Genomic DNA, 20631 nt, shown 5'->3' with positions numbered 1-20631 from the left:
ATGGCATTTGAAGATACCATGCGCTCCCTGCGCGAGTTTGATGTCAACGACCTGGACTTTGACACCGTCGGTAGCTGGCCGCTGCCCATCAGGATGTTCATCTGGATCGTGGTCCTGGGCGGGGTGCTCGCCTTTGGTTACTACTACCACATCGAGGACCTGCAGATACAGCTGGAGGGTGAGCGCAAGAAAGAGGAGCAACTCAAGCAGGAGTTTGAGAAAAAGGCCTTCCAGGCGGCCAATCTCGATGCCTACCGCCAGCAGATGAAGGAGATGGAAGAGTCCTTCGGTGCCCTGGTGAGTCAGCTGCCAAGCGATACCGAAGTACCGGGCCTGTTGGAGGATATTACCAACAAGGGCCTGCTCAACGGTCTCAACATTGCCAGTATCGACCTGTTGCCGGAACAGGCCCGGGAGTTTTACATCGAGCTGCCGATCTCGATCGTCGCCTCAGGTTCCTACCATGACCTGGGCGCCTTCATCAGCGGCATGGCCGCATTGCCGCGAATTGTGACCTTGCATGATTTCAATATTTCGGCGCCGGGTGGGGATGCCAACAATCTGCAGATGCGCATCATCGCCAAGACCTACCGCTACCGGGATGATGAGGTATGAGTATGAAGCGACTGACCCATATCGCCGCCCTGCTTACACTCCCGCTGGCCCTGGTTGCATGCGGCAGCCGCGACTTCGTTGATCTCGATGCCTTCATGGCGGAGAAGCTGGCCCGTCCCGGCGGAATCATTGCGCCAATCCCCACCTTCAAGGCTTACGAGGCTTTCGCCTACAGCGCGACTACCTTGCGCAGCCCGTTTGAGCGGCCGATCGAGGTTCGGGACATTGCCCAGCTACAGGCTGTCAGCGCCATCAAGCCCGACGAAAACCGGGCCAAGGAGTTCCTGGAACAGTTTACCTTCGACTCCCTGGTCATGGTGGGCACGCTGGAGCGAGGGGATAACAGCTGGACGCTGATTCGCGACCCCCAGGGTGGGGTGCACCGGGTGGCGGTGGGGAATTATCTCGGCCGCCATCACGGCAAGATTGTCGAAACTGCCGAGACCTACGTCGCCGTGGTCGAGATTGTCAGTGACGGCAGCGAGGACGGTTGGGTAGAGCGTCCTCGGACCATTAAATTATCCGGCTTATAAGCCGAGGCCATGGGTGATAGCCATGTCATTTAAAAAACAACCGTTGGGGAACAAGGCCGTGGGGAAAGGAAAGTTGAATTTGGGGAAATGGATACGCCCTGTCGCCGGACTGGCGCTGGGTGCCTGGGCGTTTGCCGCCCAGGCGGCACCCACTATCACCGACATCGAGTTCAGCTCGCGACCGGGCAGCAAGTTTGAAGTGCGCCTGGACTTTAATGAAACACCCCCGGACCTGAAGGCCTATACCATTGAAAAGCCGGCCCGTATCGCCGTCGACTTCCCGGGGACCACCAGCAGCCTGGAGCGCAAGCGTTACTCCCTGCCTTACGGCAATGCCACCGGCGTCGTGGTGCTGGAGTCGGGCGACCGGACCCGCATGGTGCTCAACCTGGTCAAACTGGTGCCCTACGAGACCCGGGTGGACGGCAATAGCCTGTTCCTGGTGGTGGGCCAGGACGGCGGCGACTACATCAAGCCGACCACTGATCCCAACAAGCTGAAAACCGAAGTGGAGCCGGTGGCCGACGTAAGCTCTGAAATCAGTGACCTGCAGTTCCAGCGCACCGGGGACGGCGAGGGTCGCCTGACCCTGGAGCTGACCAACCCCTCGGTGGATGTCAACGTGTTCAGTGAAGCGGGGGATATCAAGGTCCAGTTTATCGACACCAGCGTGCCCGAGCGTCTGATGCGCCGCTATGATGTCACCGACTTTGCCACACCCGTCGACAGCGTGGATGTGAATACCACCGAGCGCGGCGCAATCCTGACCATGAAGACCAGTGGTGACTTTGATTACCTGGCCTACCAGACCAATAACCAGTACGTGCTGAGCGTCAAGCCGTTGAGTGCCAAGGAAGTGGAAGAGCGGCGCAACGAGTTCTCCTATGTTGGCGACCGTATCTCGCTCAACTTCCAGGACATTGAAGTGCGAGCGGTATTGCAGCTGATCGCTGACTTCACCGAACTCAACCTGGTGGCCAGCGATACTGTGTCCGGTCGTATTACCCTGCGTTTGCAGAATGTGCCCTGGGACCAGGCGCTGGAACTGGTGCTCAAGACCAAGGGACTGGACAAGCGCCAGATCGGTAACGTGCTGATGGTCGCGCCGGCGGCGGAAATTGCCGAGCGGGAGCGCCAGGAGATAGAGGCCAACAAGCAGATCGCCGAACTGGCGCCATTGCAGTCTGAATTCGTGCGCATCCGCTACGCCAGCGCCCAGCAGATCGTCGGTCTGTTCCAGGCCGGTTCGGAAGAGGGTGGCAGCCTGATTTCCGAGCGGGGCTCGGTGGTGGTTGACCAGCGTACCAATTCGCTGATCATCACCGACACCGCCGCCAAGCTGGCGGAAATCCGCGAGCTTATCGAGCAGGTGGATATCCCGGTCCGCCAGGTGATGATCGAGTCCCGTATCGTTATCGCCCAGTCAGACCTTACCCGCAACCTGGGTATCGAGTGGGGCGGTGGCTACATCGACGATGTCAACGGCAATATTCTGTCAGTGTCGGGTGATGCTGCCAACGTGGTTGGAATCAACAATTCCATCATCAGCGGTCAGACGCCGTCGGTGAGTTATCCCGGAGCGCTGCTGGTTGACCTGGGTGTGGCCAGTACCAGCGGCTTTGCCCTCGGTTTTACCAGCGATGACCTGTTCCTGACCGCTGAGCTGTCTGCGCTGGAGGCCGCCGGTGAAGGCGAGGTCGTGTCACAGCCAAAGGTCATTACCGGCGACAAGCAGCAGGCGACCATCAAGTCCGGTACCGAAATTCCCTACCAGGAAGCGGCCGCCTCTGGCGCGACCTCCACCTCTTTCAAGGAGGCTGTGCTGGAACTGGATGTCACGCCCAATATTACCCCGGACGATCGGGTGATGCTGGACCTCAACGTCAAGCAGGACTCGGTCGGTGACCTGGTGCCCAGTGGCCAGGGTGGTTTTATTCCCTCCATTGACACCACCGAGCTGACCACCCAGGTGCTGGTGGGTAACGGCGAAACCGTGGTTCTGGGCGGTGTGTTCAAGACTGAAAATATCGAAACCATAAACAAGGTTCCCTTCTTCGGCGACATCCCCTATGTGGGTGCTTTCTTCCGCAGTGAGACCCGCAACAACACCAAGACCGAGACCCTGATCTTTATCACACCGCGGATTCTGGCTGATACCCTGCTCGACTAATGCCCGCACTACACCGCGTTTTTCTTGTCGGCCCCATGGGGGCCGGCAAGACAACTATTGGCAAGTACCTTGCCGATCACCTGAAGCTGCAGTTCGCCGATACCGACTCTGAGATCGAGTCGCGCACCGGTGCCGATATCCCCTGGATCTTCGATGTCGAGGGTGAGGAAGGTTTCCGGGATCGGGAGCAGCAGGTGGTGGAAGAAATGACCCAGTGGGACAACGTGGTCCTGGCCACCGGCGGTGGAGTGGTGCTGCGTCCGGAGAATCGTCGCGCCCTGGGTGGCAGGGGCTATGTCATCTATCTGTATGCCACCGTGGACGAGCAGGTCCGGCGGACCCGCCGGGACCGCAAGCGGCCGCTGTTGCAGACCGGCGACCCGGAAGAAACCCTGCGTAAACTGATGGCTATCCGTGACCCGCTGTACCGGGAAATCGCCGACCACGTTATTGAGACCGACGGCTGCAGTCCGCGCACGGTCGCCCAACGCCTGGTGCGCGAACTCAGCACCTGAAGACAGGGACCCTTGCGGGCAGTATCATAGCCCTCCCCTGAACAGGAGAGCGCTATTGTGTCATTACTCATGCACACCCTGCATGTTGAGCTGGGAGAACGCAGCTACCCCATTTATATCGGCCGGGATCTGTTACAGGACGCCGGGTTACTGAACAACCATGTCCCTGGCAGCCAGGTGGTGCTGGTGAGTAATGAAACCGTCGCCCCCCTGTACATGGATCGGTTGCGCGCCGCACTGGGCGAGCGCTCCCTGGTCACGGAAATCATTCTTGCGGATGGCGAGCAATACAAAAACCTGGACGTACTGGCGGAAATTTTTGACCGGGTAATGGGGGACCGGCACAGCCGAAACACCACCATGGTCGCCCTCGGCGGCGGTGTGGTGGGCGACATCACCGGCTTTGCCGCTGCCTGCTACCAGCGCGGTGTCAATTTTATTCAGGTGCCTACTACCCTGCTGGCACAGGTGGATTCCTCGGTCGGCGGCAAGACCGCGGTCAATCATCCTCTGGGCAAGAACATGATCGGCGCCTTCTACCAGCCCCGGGCAGTGCTCATTGACATCAATACCCTGCACAGCCTGCCGCCGCGGGAATATGCCGCCGGGTTGGCGGAGGTGATCAAGTACGGCCTGATCCGCGATGAACCTTTCTATCGCTGGCTGCAGCAACAGATGCCGCGACTGTTGTCGCGAGACGAAGCCGTCCTGGCAGAAGCCATCGAGCGTAGCTGCGCCTGCAAGGCCGAGGTGGTCGCTGCCGATGAGCGGGAAGGCGGACTGCGGGCTATCCTGAACCTGGGCCACACCTTTGGCCACGCCATTGAAACTGCCCAGGGTTATGGCAACTGGCTGCATGGGGAGGCGGTGGCCACGGGCATGCTAATTGCATTGAAACTTTCCGCACAGCGCGGCTGGGTGGAAGCCGGCGAGGTCGCTGCCCTGCGCGAGTTGTTGCTGTCTGCCGGCTTGCCGGTAGCGCCCCCGGAGGACATGTCGGCAGCGCAATTTATCGATCTGATGGGCAGGGACAAGAAAGTGATCGATGGTCGCCTGCGGTTGGTGCTCCTGCGCGCGATGGGCGAAGCCTGTGTTGTCGATGACGTGAGCGAAGAGGAGTTACTGGCGCTACTGGAGCCGCTGGCCAGTTAGCCGTTCTGGCGCGCCAAACCCCCGTTTGTCGCAGTCAGGGCATCTGTGTAAAATAAGCTCCCCCTTTTGCCCCAGCCTTTGTTGCAGGGTTGGGTCTCCGGTGTAACTGTTTGTTTTCACTTAATATTCTGGACTGACTATGAGCGCAGGCCTTTTTAGACCTGAAGAATTCCGCGACAATTGCGGATTCGGACTGATTGCCCACACTTCCGGTGAAGCGAGCCATCGCCTGCTGCAAACCGCGATTGAGTCCCTGACCTGCATGACCCACCGCGGCGGTATTGCGGCTGATGGCAAGACGGGTGATGGTTGCGGCCTGTTGTTGCAGATGCCCGCTTCTTTTATCCGCACCCTCGCCAGCGAGAGCTTTGGCGCTGAGTTGGGCGATGCCTTCGCCATCGGCCAGATTTTCCTCAGCCGGGATGATGACGCAGCCCGGGCCGCACGCGCGGCCACCGAAACCGCGCTCACCGGTCAGGGCCTGAAAGTGCTCGGCTGGCGGACAGTGCCCACCGATGACTCAGTGTGTGGCGAAATTGCCCTGCAGCAGTTGCCCCGTATCGAACAGGTGTTTGTCGATGCCCCCGGTCTCAGTGAAACCGAGCTGTCCACCAAGCTGTTTGTTGCCCGACGCAAGGCCGAGATAGCGTGCGAGGGTGACGAGGACTATTACATCTGTAGTCTGTCCGGCCGGGTGATCGCCTACAAGGGACTGGTCATGCCTGTGGACTTGCCGCGGTTCTACCTGGATCTCGCCGACCAGAGGCTGGAGACGGCCATCTGCGTATTCCACCAGCGTTTCTCCACCAACACCATGCCACGCTGGCCTCTGGCCCAGCCGTTCCGCCTGTTGGCGCACAATGGCGAGATCAACACGATTGAGGGTAATCGCAACTGGGCAGATGCCCGCACCCCGCGCTTTGAAAGCGAGCTGCTGCCGAATATCGAGGAAATCGCCCCGTTGGTGAACCGCACCGGTTCGGACTCCTCCAGCCTGGACAATATGCTGGACATGTTGCTCACCGGCGGTGTGGATATGGCCCGGGCCCTGCGCATGCTGATTCCCCCGGCCTGGCAAAACATGGAGTTGATGGACCCGGATCTGAAGGCCTTTTACGAGTACCACTCCATGCACATGGAGCCCTGGGACGGCCCCGCCGGCATTGTCCTGACCGATGGGCGCTACGCCGTGTGCCTGCTGGATCGCAACGGTTTACGTCCGGCGCGCTGGGTGAAAACCAAAGACGGCTTTATGACCCTCGCCTCTGAAATCGGCACTTACGATTACAAGCCGGAAGACGTGGTCGCCAAGGGCCGGGTCGGCCCGGGGCAGATGATCATGGTCGACACCCATACCGGTGAATTGCTGCAGACCGAGGAAATCGACCAGCGCCTGAAGTCACGCCAGCCCTACAAGCGCTGGCTGAAGGAAAAAGCCCAGCGCATCGAGGGTACCTTCGGCAGCGAGATGATTTCCGGTATCGATCGCGAACAGCTTGAAACCTACATGAAGATGTTCCAGGTCAGCTTTGAGGAGCGGGACCAGGTGCTGCGACCGCTGGCGGAGTCCGGCAACGAGGCGGTGGGTTCCATGGGTGACGACACACCCATGGCGGTACTGTCGAGGAAAGAGCGCTCACTCTACGACTACTTCCGGCAAAAATTCGCCCAGGTCACCAACCCGCCCATCGACCCGCTGCGGGAGACCATTGTCATGTCCCTGGAGACTGACCTTGGCGGCGAGAAAAACCTCTTCCACGAAGGGCCCGAGCACGCCGACCGGGTCATCCTCACCTCTCCGGTGTTGTCCCAGGGCAAGTTCACCACGCTGATGCAGCTGGATCGCCCGGGCTTCAAGGTTCACAAAATTGATTGCACCTACACGCCGGGGGAATCCGGCCTGAAGGAGGGGATTGCCGCGGTTACTGCGGCTGCCGAGCAGGCGGTGAAAGACGGTGCCACTGTGCTGGTGTTGTCCGATCGGGCAATTGAAAAAGGCAAGTTGCCGGTACACAGCCTGTTGGCCACGGGTGCGGTACACCATGACCTGATCCGCAAGGGCTTGCGCGCCGATGCCAACATCGTGGTGGAGACCGCCAGCGCCAGAGACTCACACCAGATCGCCTGCCTGTTGGGATTTGGTGCTACCGCCATCTATCCCTACCTGGCCTACAGCGTGCTGGAAGAATTGATCCGCTGCGGCGAGGTGCTGGGAGAACCCAGCAGGTGTTACAAGAACTACCGCAAGGGCATTAACAAGGGCCTGCTGAAAATCATGTCCAAGATGGGCATTTCGGCCGTCAGCTCCTATCGCGGTGCCCAGCTGTTCGAAGCGGTGGGCCTCTCCAGCGAGGTTGTCGACACCGCTTTTTGCGGCGTCGCCTCGCGCATCGAGGGCAGCGGCTTCGAGGAACTGGAGCGGGAGCAGCAGCTCCTCTCGGCCCGGGCCTGGAGCCCGCGCAAGGGCATCGAGCAGGGCGGTCTGCTCAAGTATGTCCATGGCCAGGAGTATCACGCCTTCAACCCGGATGTGGTGATGACTTTGCAACAGGCGGTGGCGAGCGGCGATTACGCCGATTACCAACGCTATGCGGAACTGGTCAACAAGCGACCGGTGGCCACCCTGCGGGACCTGCTCAAGCCGGTGGAAGGTGTCAGCAGTATTGCGCTCGACGAGGTGGAACCGGTAGAGAACATCCTGCCGCGCTTCGATTCCGCGGGTATGTCCCTGGGGGCGCTCAGCCCCGAGGCGCACGAGGCACTGGCGGCGGCGATGAACCGCATGGGCGCCCGTTCCAACTCGGGCGAGGGTGGCGAGGATCCTGAGCGATTCGGCACCGAGCGCATGTCCAAGATCAAGCAGATTGCCTCCGGCCGGTTCGGGGTCACTCCCCACTACCTGGTCAACGCCGAGGTGCTGCAGATCAAGGTGGCCCAGGGTGCCAAGCCCGGCGAGGGAGGCCAGTTGCCGGGGGGCAAGGTCAATGACCTGATCGCCCGGCTGCGTTATTCCGTGCCCGGCGTGACCCTGATATCGCCGCCGCCGCATCACGATATTTACTCAATCGAGGATCTGGCACAGCTGATTTTCGATCTCAAGCAGGTCAATCCCAAGGCTCTGGTGTCGGTGAAACTGGTGTCCGAGCCTGGAGTCGGCACAATCGCCGCGGGCGTCGCCAAAGCCTATGCCGACCTGATTACAATATCCGGCTACGATGGTGGTACTGCCGCCAGCCCGCTAACCTCAATTCGCTATGCCGGCTCTCCCTTTGAGCTGGGCCTCGCGGAGGTGCAGCAGACCCTGCGCGGCAACAACCTGCGCGGTAATATCAGGCTGCAGGCCGATGGTGGCCTGAAGACCGGCCTCGACGTGATCAAGGCCGCGATTCTGGGGGCCGAGAGCTTTGGCTTCGGCACCGCGCCCATGGTTGCGCTGGGATGTAAGTACCTGCGCATCTGTCACCTCAACAACTGTGCCACCGGTGTTGCCACCCAGCACCAGACGCTGCGTGACGAACATTTCAACGGCACCGTGGAGATGGTGGTCAATTTCTTCACTTTCATCGCCATGGAAACCCGCGAGTGGCTGGCGAAGCTGGGCGTCGCTTCCCTGGAGGAGCTCATTGGTCGTACCGACCTGCTGGAGGCCCTGCCGGGAGAGACCGACAAACAGGCCCGCCTGGACCTCGCTCCCATTCTCCACAAGGATCAATCTGCCCAGGACCAGCCCGAGTATTGCCAGGTGGCCGCCAACGACCCTTTCGACAAGGGTGAGAAAGCCGAGGAAATGGTCGCCGCGACCCTCTCTGCCATTGAGTCCCGCACCGGTGGTGAGTTCAACTTCACGGTGTGCAACTGTGATCGCTCGATTGGCGCCCGGCTGTCAGGCGAAATCGCCCGCCGTTATGGCAACACGGGTATGGAAGAAAACCCGCTGGTCCTGCGCCTGACCGGTACCGCAGGCCAGAGCTTTGGTGTGTGGAATGCCGGCGGCCTGCACATGTACCTCGAGGGGGACTCCAACGACTACGTGGGCAAGGGAATGGCCGGCGGCAAGCTGGTGATTTACCCGCCCCGTGGCAGTGAATTCAAGTCCCAGGAGACGGCGATTATCGGCAATACCTGTCTCTATGGAGCGACCGGCGGGCGGCTGCACGCGGCTGGCATTGCCGGAGAACGTTTTGCGGTGCGCAATTCCGGTGCCCATGCGGTTGTCGAGGGCGCGGGAGACCACTGCTGTGAATACATGACCGGCGGTAATGTCACCGTGCTCGGCCCGACCGGCGTCAACTTCGGCGCGGGCATGACCGGTGGTTTTGCCTATGTGCTGGACATGGATCGCACCTTTATCGACAAGTACAACAGTGAACTGGTGGAAATCCACCGGGTAAGCTCGGAGTACATGGAACCCTATCGGAACTACCTGCGCAGCAACATCCGCGAATTTGTCGAGGAAACCGGTTCTGAATGGGGTGCCTACCTGCTGGAAAACTTTGTCGACTACGTTGGCAAGTTCTGGCTGGTCAAACCCAAGGCAGCGGAGTTCGACCAGCTGCTATCACGTCTGCGTAACACCGACTGACGCGTGGACAGGAGAAGATATGAGTAATCGCCTGGCAAACAATTTCCAGTTTATTGATGTCGGCCGCAATGATCCCGACAAAAAGCCGCTGCAGTCCCGCAAGACGGACTATGTGGAAATCTACAAGCCCTTTACCAAGGGCCAGGTGGCGGAACAGTCCCATCGATGTCTGGAGTGTGGCAACCCCTATTGTGAATGGAAGTGCCCGGTGCACAACTTCATTCCCAACTGGCTCAAGCTGGTGTCCGAGGGCAACCTGTTCGAGGCGGCGGAACTGAGCCATGAGACCAACACCCTGCCGGAGGTCTGCGGCCGGGTATGCCCGCAGGATCGCCTTTGTGAAGGGGCCTGTACGCTGAACGACGGGTTTGGCGCGGTCACCATCGGGTCCTCGGAAAAGTACATCACCGATACCGCCCTTGCCATGGGCTGGCGACCGGATCTCTCCCATGTCGTTGCCACTGGCAAGAAGGTAGCGATCATCGGAGCCGGGCCGGCGGGGCTTGGCTGTGCCGATATTCTCACCCGTAACGGGGTCAAGGCTGTGGTCTACGACCGCTACCCCGAGATCGGCGGCCTGCTGACCTTCGGCATTCCCGAGTTCAAGCTGGAAAAACAGGTCATGACCCGGCGTCGAGACGTGTTTGAAGGCATGGGCATCGAGTTCCGCCTCAACACGGAAATCGGCAGGGACGTCGCGATCAGCGAACTGCTGGAACAGTACGATGCGGTATTTATGGGCATGGGCACCTACACCTACATGAAAGGTAACTTTCCTGGAGAGAACCTGCCCGGAGTCTATGAAGCACTGCCCTACCTGATAGGGAATGTGAACCACAATCTCGGTTTCGAACAGGAAGCGGAAGACTACGTCAACCTCCGGGGCAAACGGGTTATCGTCCTCGGCGGTGGCGACACCGCGATGGACTGTGTGCGCACGGCGGTGCGCCAGGGCGCGGATAAGGTCATCTGCGCCTACCGTCGCGACGAGGAAAACATGCCTGGTTCGCGCCGGGAAGTGAAAAATGCGCGGGAAGAGGGGGTCGAATTCCTCTTTAATCGCCAGCCCATCGAGGTGGTTGAATATTTTGGTCAGGCCTGTGGCATCAAGGTGGTGGAAACCGAACTGGGTGAGCCGGATGCGGATGGTCGTCGTCGGCCCCGGCCCATACCCGGTAGTGAGCAAGTGCTGGAGGCGGATGCGGTGATCATTGCCTTCGGATTCCAGCCCAGCCCGCCTGACTGGCTGGAGGAAGTGGCGGTGCAGACCAACGACTGGAATGGCGTGGTTGCGGAAGAAGCGCAGACCTACAAGTTCCAGACCAGCAACCCCAAAATTTTTGCCGGCGGTGACATGGTGCGCGGGTCTGACCTGGTGGTCACGGCCATCTGGGAGGGGCGCCAGGCGGCAGATGGGATTCTGGACTACCTGGGCGTCTAGGCGCGAACGACAAGCTGCGCCGTCCGGGTGCAGGCAAGAGAGATATTGATGAGTGAACTGAAGAACGACCGCTTCCTGCGTGCATTGCAACGCCAGCCTGTTGATCGCACGCCAGTGTGGATGATGCGTCAGGCCGGCCGCTACCTGCCCGAATATCGCGCCACCCGGAAACAGGCGGGTTCTTTTCTGGACCTCTGCAAGAATGCCGAGCTGGCCTGCGAGGTCACCATGCAGCCCCTGCGCCGCTACCCCATGGACGCGGCCATCCTGTTTTCCGACATTCTCACCGTGCCCGACGCCCTTGGTCTGGGCCTGTACTTTGAGGAAGGTGAGGGCCCGCGTTTTCGCAAGACCGTGCGCAGCGAGGAAGACCTGGCCGGGCTTAACAGTTTCACGGCCGATGATGACCTGGCCTACGTCATGAATGCCGTTCGCACGATTCGAGCCGAACTCAACGGCAAGGTGCCGTTGATCGGTTTTTCCGGTAGCCCCTGGACTCTGGCAACCTACATGGTCGAGGGTGGTTCCTCCAAGGACTTTGCCAACGTCAAGGGCATGGCCTACGACAAACCGGCCCTGATGCACGGCCTGCTGTCGCTGCTGGCGGATGCCGTGGCCGATTACCTGGCGGCGCAGATTCGCGCGGGCGCCCAGGCGGTGCAGATTTTCGATACCTGGGGAGGCAGCCTGTCTGCAGCCGGTTACCGGGAGTTCTCACTGGCGTACATGCAGCGGATCATCACCAGATTGCAGGGCCAGCCCGAAACCCGGGATGTGCCGGTCATTGTATTCACCAAGGGGGGCGGTCAGTGGTTGACCTCGATTGCTGACTGCGGTGCCCAGGGGGTCGGTATTGACTGGACCACGGACATTGCCCTGGCGCGTGCCGAGGTTGGTGACCGGGTGGCCCTGCAGGGTAATATGGATCCGTCGATGCTGTTTGCCTCACCGGCACGGATCCGCGAAGAAGTGGCGTCTATCCTGGCGGGTTTCGGCCATGGCAGTGGTCACATATTCAACCTTGGCCACGGAATAACGCCGGGCGTCAACCCGGACCACGTAACTGCGTTTGTGGACGCGGTCCAGGAGCTGTCACCCCAGTATCACCTGGGGGATTAGCGCCCTAGCCCGACTGCGACGAGACATCTCTCCCGTCGCAGCAGAAATCGTGATTCATATCCAGTGCCGGTGCGTCGGTGGCCGGTCGGCCCACAATCTTCGCCGGCACACCGGCAACCGTTGTGTGCGGTGGAACCTCTTCCAGCACGACACTGCCGGCGCCGATCTTGGCGCCCTCACCGACGCGGATATTACCGAGAATTTTCGCCCCTGCGCTGATCAGCACACCATTGCCTATCTTGGGATGGCGATCGCCGTCTTCCTTGCCAGTGCCACCCAGAGTGACCGACTGCAGGATGGAGACGTTATCGCCAACGACGGCGGTTTCTCCGACCACCAGGCCGGTCGCATGATCCAGCATAATGCCGCTGCCAATGCGCGCAGCGGGGTGTATGTCCACGCCAAATTTCACCGAAACCCGGTTCTGGAAGAACAGTCCCATGGAGCGCCTGCCGTTGTTCCACAGCCAATGGGCAATACGGTGGGTTTGCAGGGAGTGGAAGCCCTTGAAGTAGAGAAACGGGATATACAGCTCGTGGCTTGCGGAATCGCGATCGACCACGGCCAGCAGGTCGCAGCGCATCGCCTCGCCGATACGTTTATCCGAGCGCATGGCCTGCAACATGACCTCACGCAATAATAGCGAGGTGACGGTCGGGCTATCCAGTTGACTGGCCAGGTGAAAACTGAGGGCGCACTCCAGAGAGTCGTGATTGAGAATCGTGGCGTGCAGGAAGCTGGCCAGCACCGGTTCTTCCTGGGCGTGTTTCTCTGTCTCGGCGCGAATTCGTTCCCACACCGGGTCGGGCTGATTGGCAGTCATTGCGGTTCCTCTCTCTGCAGCGGGGACTTTAGCCTATAACAGGCTTTTCGTCACGGCGCTGCGGTGAACGCCCACAACCGGTGACCACTGTTGCGGTACTTGTCCTCGAACAGGGTCAGGGGTGGATCTCCGGATATCTGGCGTATCAGGCCTCGGCGGCCGGCGAGGTGCATGGCCACACCGAACTCTTCCACGTACAGCTGCCAGTTCGAGCGCAGTTCGATATAGCCGCCAAGTTCCAGCAACAGTGGAAAACTGCCGTGGCCGTGGACACGCCGCTGCAGGTGTTTGCGCTTGGGCCAGGGGTTGGGATAGAGCAGGTAGTGGTATTGCGCGCGGTAGCCATCGGCCAACAGCAGTGCCCATATATCCTCGACCTGGGCCTGCAGCAGCAGGTAGTTGCCGGCAGGGGAGGGTAGGTGTTTTTGCAGCCGGTGGGCGGATTGGTCTATACCCACCACCAGCTGGTCAGGATGCCTTTGCGCCAATAGCTGTGTACTCATTCCGGTACCGCAGAAGGAGTCGATAACCAGTGGTTGTGGCTGCGCACGGAGTCGCTCGGCCAGTGCCTGGTAGGCTGCCACTGAATGCGGTGCCGGTGGTCGGCGGAAGGGGTGATCCAGGTGACGCTGCAAAGTGGTCGCGAGCTGTGAATGCAGACCCGTCTGGTTACTGCTTACCGGGCGCGATATATCAGACTGGCGGGGCTCGCTCATGCTCGCTTTGGTGGATTCCGTTGCAGTTCAACACAGGGGTTGCCATGATAACGCCTCAGACTATTTCCAGCATCTATCGTGGAACCACGTTCATGCGTAAAGATCTCCGTCCCTGGTGGCTGAAGAAACTGTACCTGCGTTATCGTCAATGGTATGCCGAGTATTTCCTGCGGCCGCAGTGCGAGTCGCTGGGGCCGTATCACACCATTATGAAGCCCTGGTATGTCAACATTTCCGGCAACAATATCCGTATTGGGCGCTCCTTCACCGCCATCGGCGAGCCCATGCACCAGGTGGAAATTGGTGTGTGGGGCCGCGCCGAGGGCCAGGGCCGGATCGACATAGGCGACTGTGTGTTGATGAGCCCGGGTTCGCGCATCAGCGCTTCCGACGAGGTCACTATCGGTGATGGCACCATGTTCGCCAATGGCGCCTACGTCACCGATTCCGACTGGCATATGATCTACGATCGCACGGAACGCGACCCCACGCCGACGCCGGTACATATCGGCCGCAACTGCTGGCTGGGAGACGGTTCGGTGGTGCTCAAGGGCGTCACTATCGGCGACAATTCGGTAGTGGCGGCGCGGGCCGTTGTCACCCGCGACGTGCCGGCGAACGCGGTGGTGGCGGGCAACCCGGCAAAAGTGGTCAAGGAGCTGGATCCGGACCGGGGCTTCAAAACCCGCATGGATTATTTTGCCAATCCCGTTGAACTGGAGCGTTTTTTTGACGCCATCAACGCCGAGGTGCTGGCCGGTAACAGCTTCTGGCGCTGGCTGTGGTCGGTCATTTATCCGGCCTCTCGTCGCCGGGCCTGAGCCGCTCGTCAGTCAGTCGGCCGCATACAGGGTTTTCACTCCCTGTGGCGTACCCAGCAGCAATACATCCGCTGGCTTCAGTGCAAACAGGCCGTTGGTGACCACCCCGGTGATGCCGTTGATCTTTTCCTCGGTGGCCAGTGGCTGGGGTATGGAAAAGTTGTACACATCCAGGATGACATTGCCGTTGTCAGTGACCACACCGTCCCGGTACACCGGGTCACCCCCCAGCTTTACCAGCTCCCTGGCGACGTGGCTGCGGGCCATGGGAATAACTTCCACCGGCAGGGGAAACTGTCCGAGGGTGTGAACCAGTTTTGACTCATCGGCGATGCAGATGAATTCTTTTGCCACCGCCGTCACGATTTTTTCCCGGGTCAGGGCAGCGCCACCGCCCTTGATCAGTTGCAGGGCGGCGTTGCATTCGTCGGCGCCGTCAATGTAAAAGTCCACCTGGTCGACCGCGTTCAGGTCATACACCGGAATGCCATGGTTTCGCAGCCGCTCGGCTGATGCCTCCGAACTGGCTACCGTTGCGGTTAACAGCCCGCGAATGTCCGCCAGGCAGTCAATGAACAGGTTGGCGGTGGAGCCGGTGCCGATGCCCAGCACGGTGTCGTCGTCTATTTTCGGGCGAATATAATCCAGTGCGGCCTGGGCGACGGCCTGCTTCATCTCATCCTGGTTCATAGACCATGGCTCCAGAGTTCTGCGGAGGGCCATTATAGGCCAGCGGGCTGGTCGCGGCAGCAATTATCCGGTATCGGGGCTGCAAAACCGGCGCGGCTTCTTTAACATGGCCGCTTGCTTCAAACCAGCGGAACCCGGATCTATGCCAAAGTCCTACATCAAGCGGATTCTCGATGCGCGCGTCTATGACGTGGCCAGGGAGACCCCGGTAGACCGGGCTGAACTGATGTCCCGCCGATTGGGCAATCGGGTCTGGTTGAAACGGGAAGACCTGCAGCCGGTGTTTTCTTTCAAGCTGCGGGGCGCCTACAACAAGATGCATCACCTCACCCCGGAGCAGCGCGCCCTCGGTGTGGTGGCGGCTTCCGCCGGCAATCACGCCCAGGGCCTGGCCATGGCTGCCGGCAGAATGAAGGTCAGGGCGACCATTGTCATGCCTCGCACCACGCCGCAAATCAAGGTCGATGCGGTTCGCGATCGCGGTGCCAAGGTGGTGCTGCGGGGCGATTCCTACGACGAGGCCGCTGCGCATGCTGCCGTGCTGGTGGAAAAAAAGGGCATGACCTACGTTCATCCCTTTGATGACCCCGACGTTATCGCCGGCCAGGGCACCGTGGGCATGGAAATTGTCCGCCAGCAGGAGCGGCCGCTGGATGCGATTTTTGTCCCGGTAGGCGGCGGCGGCCTGCTTGCCGGTGTTGCTGCCTTCATCAAGTACGTCTGGCCCGATACCCGGGTCATTGGCGTCGAGCCGGAGGACGCTGCCTGCCTCAAGCTGGCGCTGGAGCGGGGCCGTCGGGCAGTCCTTCCTGAAGTGGGGTTGTTCGCCGACGGCTGTGCCGTCGCCCAGGTGGGCAAGGAGCCCTTTCGGGTGATCAAAGAGCTGGTGGACGAGGTTATTACCGTCAGCAGCGACGAAATCTGCGCCGCTATCAAGGATATCTTTGAGGACACCCGCAGCATTGCCGAGCCCGCCGGTGCGCTGGCGCTGGCAGGGCTGAAGCTCTACTGCGAGCGCGAGGGCGTGCAGGACGAGGACCTGCTGGCGATTGTCAGTGGCGCCAATACCAATTTCGACCGGCTGCGCTATATCTCCGAGCGAACTGAAATCGGTGAACAGCGTGAGGCAGTAATCTCGGTGACCATCCCGGAGCAGCCGGGTAGTTTCCGGGTATTCTGCGCCGCCCTGGGCAGGCGCAATATCACCGAGTTTAACTATCGCTATGTCGACAAGGGTTCGGCACAGGTTTTCGTCGGCCTCTCGGTGGTGCCCGGCGGAGAGGATCTTGCCCGCCTGTTACAGGTGCTTGAGGACAAGGGCTATGAGGCACAGGACCTCACCGATAACGAGGTGGCCAAACTCCATGTCCGGTACATGGTGGGTGGTCATGCGCCGGCGGGCCTGGACAATGAGCGGGTCTATCGGGTGGAATTTCCCGAGCGGCCCGGCGCGCTGGCGAAATTTCTCTCAGGTCTGGGGCAGCACTGGAATATCTCCATGTTCCACTACCGTAACCACGGTGCGGCATACGGCAGGATTCTGGCGGGCGTGCAGGTCCCACACGGGGAAAAGGGGGCGTTTGAGCAAGTGCTCGCCCAGATCGGGTATCGTTACTGGGACGAGACGGACAACCTCGCTTACGCGCTGTACCTTGGCCAGCGGGACAGCTGAGCCGCCTGTGCAACAGAAATAGTTCAGAAAGTTGAAGTTTTTGTCCACTAGCTGTAGACATTTTTCGTTTTTGTGAAATAATGCCGAAAGTTAGTGGTTGATTCCATCTGATAATAAGTCGAACAGGCCTTCCCGGAAGCGCCTGTTACTGATCCGAGAAGAGTGGGGAAACAGTGAAACGCAAGCCAGACCTTATGCTAGTCCTGATGGCCGCTTTTGGCATGGGCGTATTGGTCACCCTGATGCTGCCAATGGCCGCCTCCGACTCAGTTGCAGCACCTGCCTCCGAACTGCAGGCGGGCGTTATCATAAACGACTGAAGGCAGGCTCAGTGATCGCCCTGACAGTTGTACAGGGTACTTTCGGTCACGATGAAGTCCAGCTGAACATCCCATGACTGCGCCGGCAGGGTGCTCACCTGCTGGCACTCGTACGCCAAACCCACCTTCAGTACCTCAGGGGCGTTTGCCAGCGCCCTGTCGTAGAAACCGCCCCCCATCCCCAGCCGATTACCCTGCCGGTCCCAGGCAACCAGCGGCAGCAGTATGACGTCCAGTTCGCTGGCCGGGCGTGGGTCGCCCGAAGGTTCCGGAATACCAAAACGGTTCCTGCCGAGGTGCTCGCCCGCTTCCCAACGCGCGAATCGAAGTGATCTGTCGGCCTGGATTACCGGAAGGTACGGTGTCCTGCCTTCGGCGCGAAGGGTGTTGACCACGATAGAGGGGTCTATTTCTCCGTCATTGGCGAGATACACGGCGATACGTTGCGCCAGGCGCCAACTCGGCAGGGACGCCAGTCGCTCGGCAATTTTGCCCGCCGCCTGGCGCCGTTTGGTCTCTGGCAGCGCCCGCCGACGGGAACGCATGTCCCGGCGGAGCTCTGATTTGGACTGAGGCAGGTTTTCCATGGGTGTTAAAGATTCCCGGCGTACCGCTGACAGCGCTGCCCTTGAACCCGATGGTTCAAGGTGGAGGCACCTGCACTGCATAAGGCTTTCCGGTCATGCCGGACCTGCACACCAGCAGTGGCGAGACGCCCCCGGATACAAATTTATCGGCTCGAGGACTGTCTGCCTGGCGCATACGCCAGGGATCCGGGGTGGATTATAACGGGGGCGGAGAACAAATTCGCCCTTGCATTTCCGCGGGAATTACGGGAGGGCTCAGCCGATTTCCAGCTGTCGCAGCTGGTAGAGGGCGTCATCGAGCTTGCGGTTGAGGCCTTCTACGGCGCTGGCTTCCGGCGCGGGAGCCTCGCTGCCACTGTGTTCAGAGGCCTGCAGCAACTCATAGCTGATGTTGAGTGCGGCCATGACCGCAATGCGCTCCAGGCCGATGACCTTGCCTGTTTCGCGGATACTGCGCATTTGTTTGTCCAGGTATTTTGCCGATACCACCAGATCCGATTCCTGCTCTTCCGGGCAGGCGACCTGGTAGTCCTTGTCGAGAATTTTTACCGTGACAGTGTTGGGTTGGTTCACCGATTCACTCCATTGTGCGCAGACGGTTGATCATGGCTTCTACTTTGGATCTGGCCAGTTCGTTCTTGTCGATCAAGTCCTGGCGTTCCTGCTGCCAGCCGGCATTTTCCGCTTTTAGCAGCTGGTTTTCCCTGTTCAGCTGGTTGCACAGTTCGATCAGCTGATCGATCTTCTGGCTCAGGGCCTGCAGTTGCTTGTCCGCCATGGAGTTTTACTGGTGTTAGTCCCGTGTGGACTTTACTATAAGGGCGCTTCCGATCGAGGTCAACGGAACAAAAGCAATGAAAATCAAGGGCCTGCCAAGCTTTGTTAGCTTGCTGTTGTAACTTTCCCCGGGGTCACCGGGTTTCACGCGCCAGGAAATCGACATGTTTGATCCATCCCCCGATGAAGTCGGAGTCTTCGACATCGACGAGTTGGCCAATCACCTGCTGGAGCAGGGCCTGGACACCTCCCCCTCGCGTATCCACGGTTGTTTGTGCGGCCTTCTCGCTGCAGGCGCTCCGGCCCAGGCCGAGGCGGGACTGGCGCTGCTAAGTCAGGCGATGGACCTGAACTCGCACGGTGAGCTGGCCGCTCAGCTCATGCAACTCTACCAGGTATCGGCGGCGGCGCTGGAAGACGACGAATTCGACTTCTACCCCCTGTTGCCGGACGATGAGGTTGAGATTGAAGCCCGTACCGCAGCCGTGGCCGACTGGGCCAGCGGTTTTCTCGCCGGCTTTGCCCAGGTCAACCAGGCCCAGGTGTCACAGGACAGTAGTGAAATCCTGCGGGACTTCGCGGCTATCGCCGAGGCCGGGGTGGATGAAGGCGAGGAGGAAGAGGACGCAGAAAACGCTTTCATGGAGATTGTCGAGTACCTGCGTTTTGCCTCTCTCAACATTTTCATGGACAGCCGGGTCGAACCCGCCGGGGGAGAGCCTCCCTCTCTGCACTAGATAGCCTGTGGTAATCTGCGGATTTCCCGATTACAGCGTCACCGGATGAAGATAAGCAACGCAGAATACGCCCGCCGACGGCGCAAGCTGATGGCGATGATGGCGCCTGACAGCATCGCCATCATACCCGCCGCGCAGGAAAAACTGCGCAGCAGGGATACCGAATACCCCTTTCGCCAGGACAGCGACTTTTATTACCTCAGCGGTTTTTGCGAGCCCGGGGCGGTGTTGGTGTTGATTCCCGGGCGCGCGCATGGCGAGTTTGTCATGTTCTGCCGGGAGCGTGACCCTGCGACCGAGCTCTGGCACGGGAGCAGGGCGGGGCCGGATGGTGCCTGCGACCATTTCGGTGCCGACGACGCCTTTCCGGTGACCGATGTGGATGAAATTCTCCCGGGGCTGATTGAAGGCCGCGACCGGGTCTACTATTCCATGGGCCGCAGCGCAGAGTTTGACCGCCAGATCATGGGCTGGGTCAACAGCATTCGCAGTAAGGAGTCCAGCGGCGCCTCTCCTCCCGGAGAGTTCACCGACCTGGACCACATGCTCCATGATATGCGGCTGATCAAGAGCGCCGCCGAGCAAAAGCTGCTGCGCCGGGCCGGCGAAATCACCGCCAGTGCCCACCGCCACATCATGCGCTATTGCCAGCCCGGCATGTTTGAATATGAACTGGAGGGTGAACTGCACCACCAGTTTGTTCGTGGGGGCGCCCGCTATCCGGCGTACCTGAGTATCGTCGGCAGTGGTGTTAACGCCTGTACCCTGCATTACGTGGAAAACAGCAGCAAAATGCGCGCCGGTGACCTGGTGCTGGTCGATGCCGGATGTGAGTTCGAGTATTACGCGGCGGACGTCACCCGCACATTCCCGGTAAACGGCAGGTTCAACGCCGAGCAACGAGCGATTTATGAATTGGTGCTGGCCGCCCACGGGGCGGCGATCGCTGAGATTCGCGCCGGCAATCACTGGAACCAGCCCCACGATGCCAGCGTCCGGGTGATCACCGCGGGCCTGGTGAAGTTGGGCCTGCTGGAGGGTGAGGTCGATGAACTCGTTGAAGCCCAGGCCTACCAGCCCTTTTATATGCATCGATTGGGGCACTGGCTGGGCCTGGATGTGCATGATGTGGGCGATTACCGGGTTGGCGATGAGTGGCGCCTGCTGGAAGCGGGGATGGTGATGACGGTGGAACCGGGTATCTACATAGCGCCAGGGAATACCGACGTGGCGCGCAAGTGGCGAGGGATTGGGGTGCGTATAGAAGACGACGTTCTGGTGACTGCGTCAGGTTGTGAGGTGTTGACCGCCGACGCGCCGCGCACCATAGAGGAGATTGAGGCCACCATGGCCGCCTGATC

General features: G+C 60.2%; 19 protein-coding genes and 1 other RNA gene. 13 read left to right on the top strand and 7 right to left on the bottom strand.

The annotated features are described in order from the left end of the window. From E2F43_RS04935 to hemE, 8 genes are all read left to right on the top strand, one after another. On the top strand, nucleotides 1-615 hold the full coding sequence (locus E2F43_RS04935; RefSeq protein WP_133210168.1) for a type IV pilus inner membrane component PilO: 615 nt from the start codon (nucleotides 1-3) through the stop codon (nucleotides 613-615). Beyond that, on the top strand, nucleotides 612-1148 hold the full coding sequence (locus E2F43_RS04930; RefSeq protein ID WP_133210166.1) for a pilus assembly protein PilP: 537 nt from the start codon (nucleotides 612-614) through the stop codon (nucleotides 1146-1148). The genes E2F43_RS04935 and E2F43_RS04930 overlap by 4 nt, the downstream gene beginning before the upstream one ends. A 22-nt stretch (nucleotides 1149-1170) precedes the next feature. Next, nucleotides 1171-3318 carry a type IV pilus secretin PilQ gene (locus tag E2F43_RS04925; protein ID WP_420820755.1) on the top strand — a complete coding sequence of 716 codons (2148 nt, stop codon included), beginning with the start codon at nucleotides 1171-1173 and terminating at the stop codon, nucleotides 3316-3318. Then, complete coding sequence (aroK, locus tag E2F43_RS04920) at nucleotides 3318-3833, top strand: shikimate kinase AroK (protein WP_133210164.1); 516 nt, start codon at nucleotides 3318-3320, stop codon at nucleotides 3831-3833. Before E2F43_RS04925 ends, aroK begins: the two co-directional genes overlap by 1 nt. Before the next feature lie 69 nt (nucleotides 3834-3902). After that, nucleotides 3903-4985: a 3-dehydroquinate synthase gene (gene aroB, locus E2F43_RS04915; protein ID WP_133211105.1), complete on the top strand. Its 1083-nt coding sequence runs from the start codon at nucleotides 3903-3905 to the stop codon at nucleotides 4983-4985. 139 nt (nucleotides 4986-5124) lie between these two features. Continuing rightward, a complete protein-coding gene (gltB, locus tag E2F43_RS04910; RefSeq protein ID WP_133210162.1) occupies nucleotides 5125-9567 on the top strand; it encodes a glutamate synthase large subunit in 4443 nt (1480 codons plus the stop codon). A 19-nt stretch (nucleotides 9568-9586) separates the two neighbouring features. Next, a complete protein-coding gene (locus E2F43_RS04905) occupies nucleotides 9587-11008 on the top strand; it encodes an FAD-dependent oxidoreductase (protein WP_133210160.1) in 1422 nt (473 codons plus the stop codon). A gap of 48 nt (nucleotides 11009-11056) precedes the next feature. Then, nucleotides 11057-12127, top strand: a complete 1071-nt coding sequence (gene hemE / locus E2F43_RS04900; RefSeq protein ID WP_133210158.1) for a uroporphyrinogen decarboxylase — start codon at nucleotides 11057-11059, stop codon at nucleotides 12125-12127. Nucleotides 12128-12131: 4 nt separating this feature from the next. Here the strand turns inward: hemE and cysE are convergent, their stop codons facing one another. Then, nucleotides 12132-12950 (bottom strand): serine O-acetyltransferase, encoded by an 819-nt coding sequence (cysE, locus tag E2F43_RS04895; RefSeq protein WP_133210156.1) that lies wholly within the window; start codon nucleotides 12948-12950, stop codon nucleotides 12132-12134. A gap of 50 nt (nucleotides 12951-13000) precedes the next feature. After that, entirely contained in the window at nucleotides 13001-13666 is a 666-nt protein-coding gene (gene trmB / locus E2F43_RS04890; RefSeq protein WP_133210154.1) for a tRNA (guanine(46)-N(7))-methyltransferase TrmB, read from the bottom strand. A gap of 92 nt (nucleotides 13667-13758) precedes the next feature. Between trmB and E2F43_RS04885 the strand changes: the two genes are divergently transcribed. Next, nucleotides 13759-14487: an acyltransferase gene (locus E2F43_RS04885; protein ID WP_133210152.1), complete on the top strand. Its 729-nt coding sequence runs from the start codon at nucleotides 13759-13761 to the stop codon at nucleotides 14485-14487. Nucleotides 14488-14499: 12 nt separating this feature from the next. Here the strand turns inward: E2F43_RS04885 and rpiA are convergent, their stop codons facing one another. Next, nucleotides 14500-15177, bottom strand: a complete 678-nt coding sequence (rpiA, locus tag E2F43_RS04880; RefSeq protein WP_133210150.1) for a ribose-5-phosphate isomerase RpiA — start codon at nucleotides 15175-15177, stop codon at nucleotides 14500-14502. Nucleotides 15178-15319: 142 nt separating this feature from the next. Between rpiA and ilvA the strand changes: the two genes are divergently transcribed. Further along, a complete protein-coding gene (gene ilvA, locus E2F43_RS04875; protein ID WP_133210148.1) occupies nucleotides 15320-16849 on the top strand; it encodes a threonine ammonia-lyase, biosynthetic in 1530 nt (509 codons plus the stop codon). 173 nt (nucleotides 16850-17022) lie between these two features. After that, complete coding sequence (locus E2F43_RS18995) at nucleotides 17023-17169, top strand: hypothetical protein (RefSeq protein ID WP_165954195.1); 147 nt, start codon at nucleotides 17023-17025, stop codon at nucleotides 17167-17169. 8 nt (nucleotides 17170-17177) lie between these two features. Here the strand turns inward: E2F43_RS18995 and E2F43_RS04870 are convergent, their stop codons facing one another. The 4 genes from E2F43_RS04870 to E2F43_RS04855 all read right to left on the bottom strand — a co-directional run bounded on the left by E2F43_RS04870 (nucleotide 17178) and on the right by E2F43_RS04855 (nucleotide 18534). Continuing rightward, nucleotides 17178-17756 carry a 5-formyltetrahydrofolate cyclo-ligase gene (locus E2F43_RS04870; RefSeq protein ID WP_133210146.1) on the bottom strand — a complete coding sequence of 193 codons (579 nt, stop codon included), beginning with the start codon at nucleotides 17754-17756 and terminating at the stop codon, nucleotides 17178-17180. Nucleotides 17757-17764: 8 nt separating this feature from the next. Next, nucleotides 17765-17944: non-coding RNA, 6S RNA (gene ssrS / locus E2F43_RS04865), on the bottom strand. A 67-nt stretch (nucleotides 17945-18011) separates the two neighbouring features. Next, nucleotides 18012-18329, bottom strand: coding sequence for a cell division protein ZapA (locus E2F43_RS04860; protein ID WP_133210144.1), 318 nt, complete (start codon nucleotides 18327-18329; stop codon nucleotides 18012-18014). 4 nt (nucleotides 18330-18333) lie between these two features. After that, nucleotides 18334-18534 carry a TIGR02449 family protein gene (locus E2F43_RS04855; RefSeq protein WP_117952651.1) on the bottom strand — a complete coding sequence of 67 codons (201 nt, stop codon included), beginning with the start codon at nucleotides 18532-18534 and terminating at the stop codon, nucleotides 18334-18336. 163 nt (nucleotides 18535-18697) lie between these two features. Between E2F43_RS04855 and E2F43_RS04850 the strand changes: the two genes are divergently transcribed. Next, nucleotides 18698-19270 (top strand): UPF0149 family protein, encoded by a 573-nt coding sequence (locus E2F43_RS04850; protein ID WP_133210142.1) that lies wholly within the window; start codon nucleotides 18698-18700, stop codon nucleotides 19268-19270. A gap of 45 nt (nucleotides 19271-19315) precedes the next feature. Continuing rightward, on the top strand, nucleotides 19316-20629 hold the full coding sequence (gene pepP / locus E2F43_RS04845; protein WP_133210140.1) for a Xaa-Pro aminopeptidase: 1314 nt from the start codon (nucleotides 19316-19318) through the stop codon (nucleotides 20627-20629). The last annotated feature ends 2 nt before the right edge of the window (nucleotides 20630-20631 follow it).

Source organism: Seongchinamella unica (genome assembly GCF_004354085.1).
Taxonomy (GTDB): domain Bacteria; phylum Pseudomonadota; class Gammaproteobacteria; order Pseudomonadales; family Halieaceae; genus Halioglobus; species Halioglobus unicus.
This window is presented reverse-complemented; position numbering and strand designations above follow the sequence as displayed.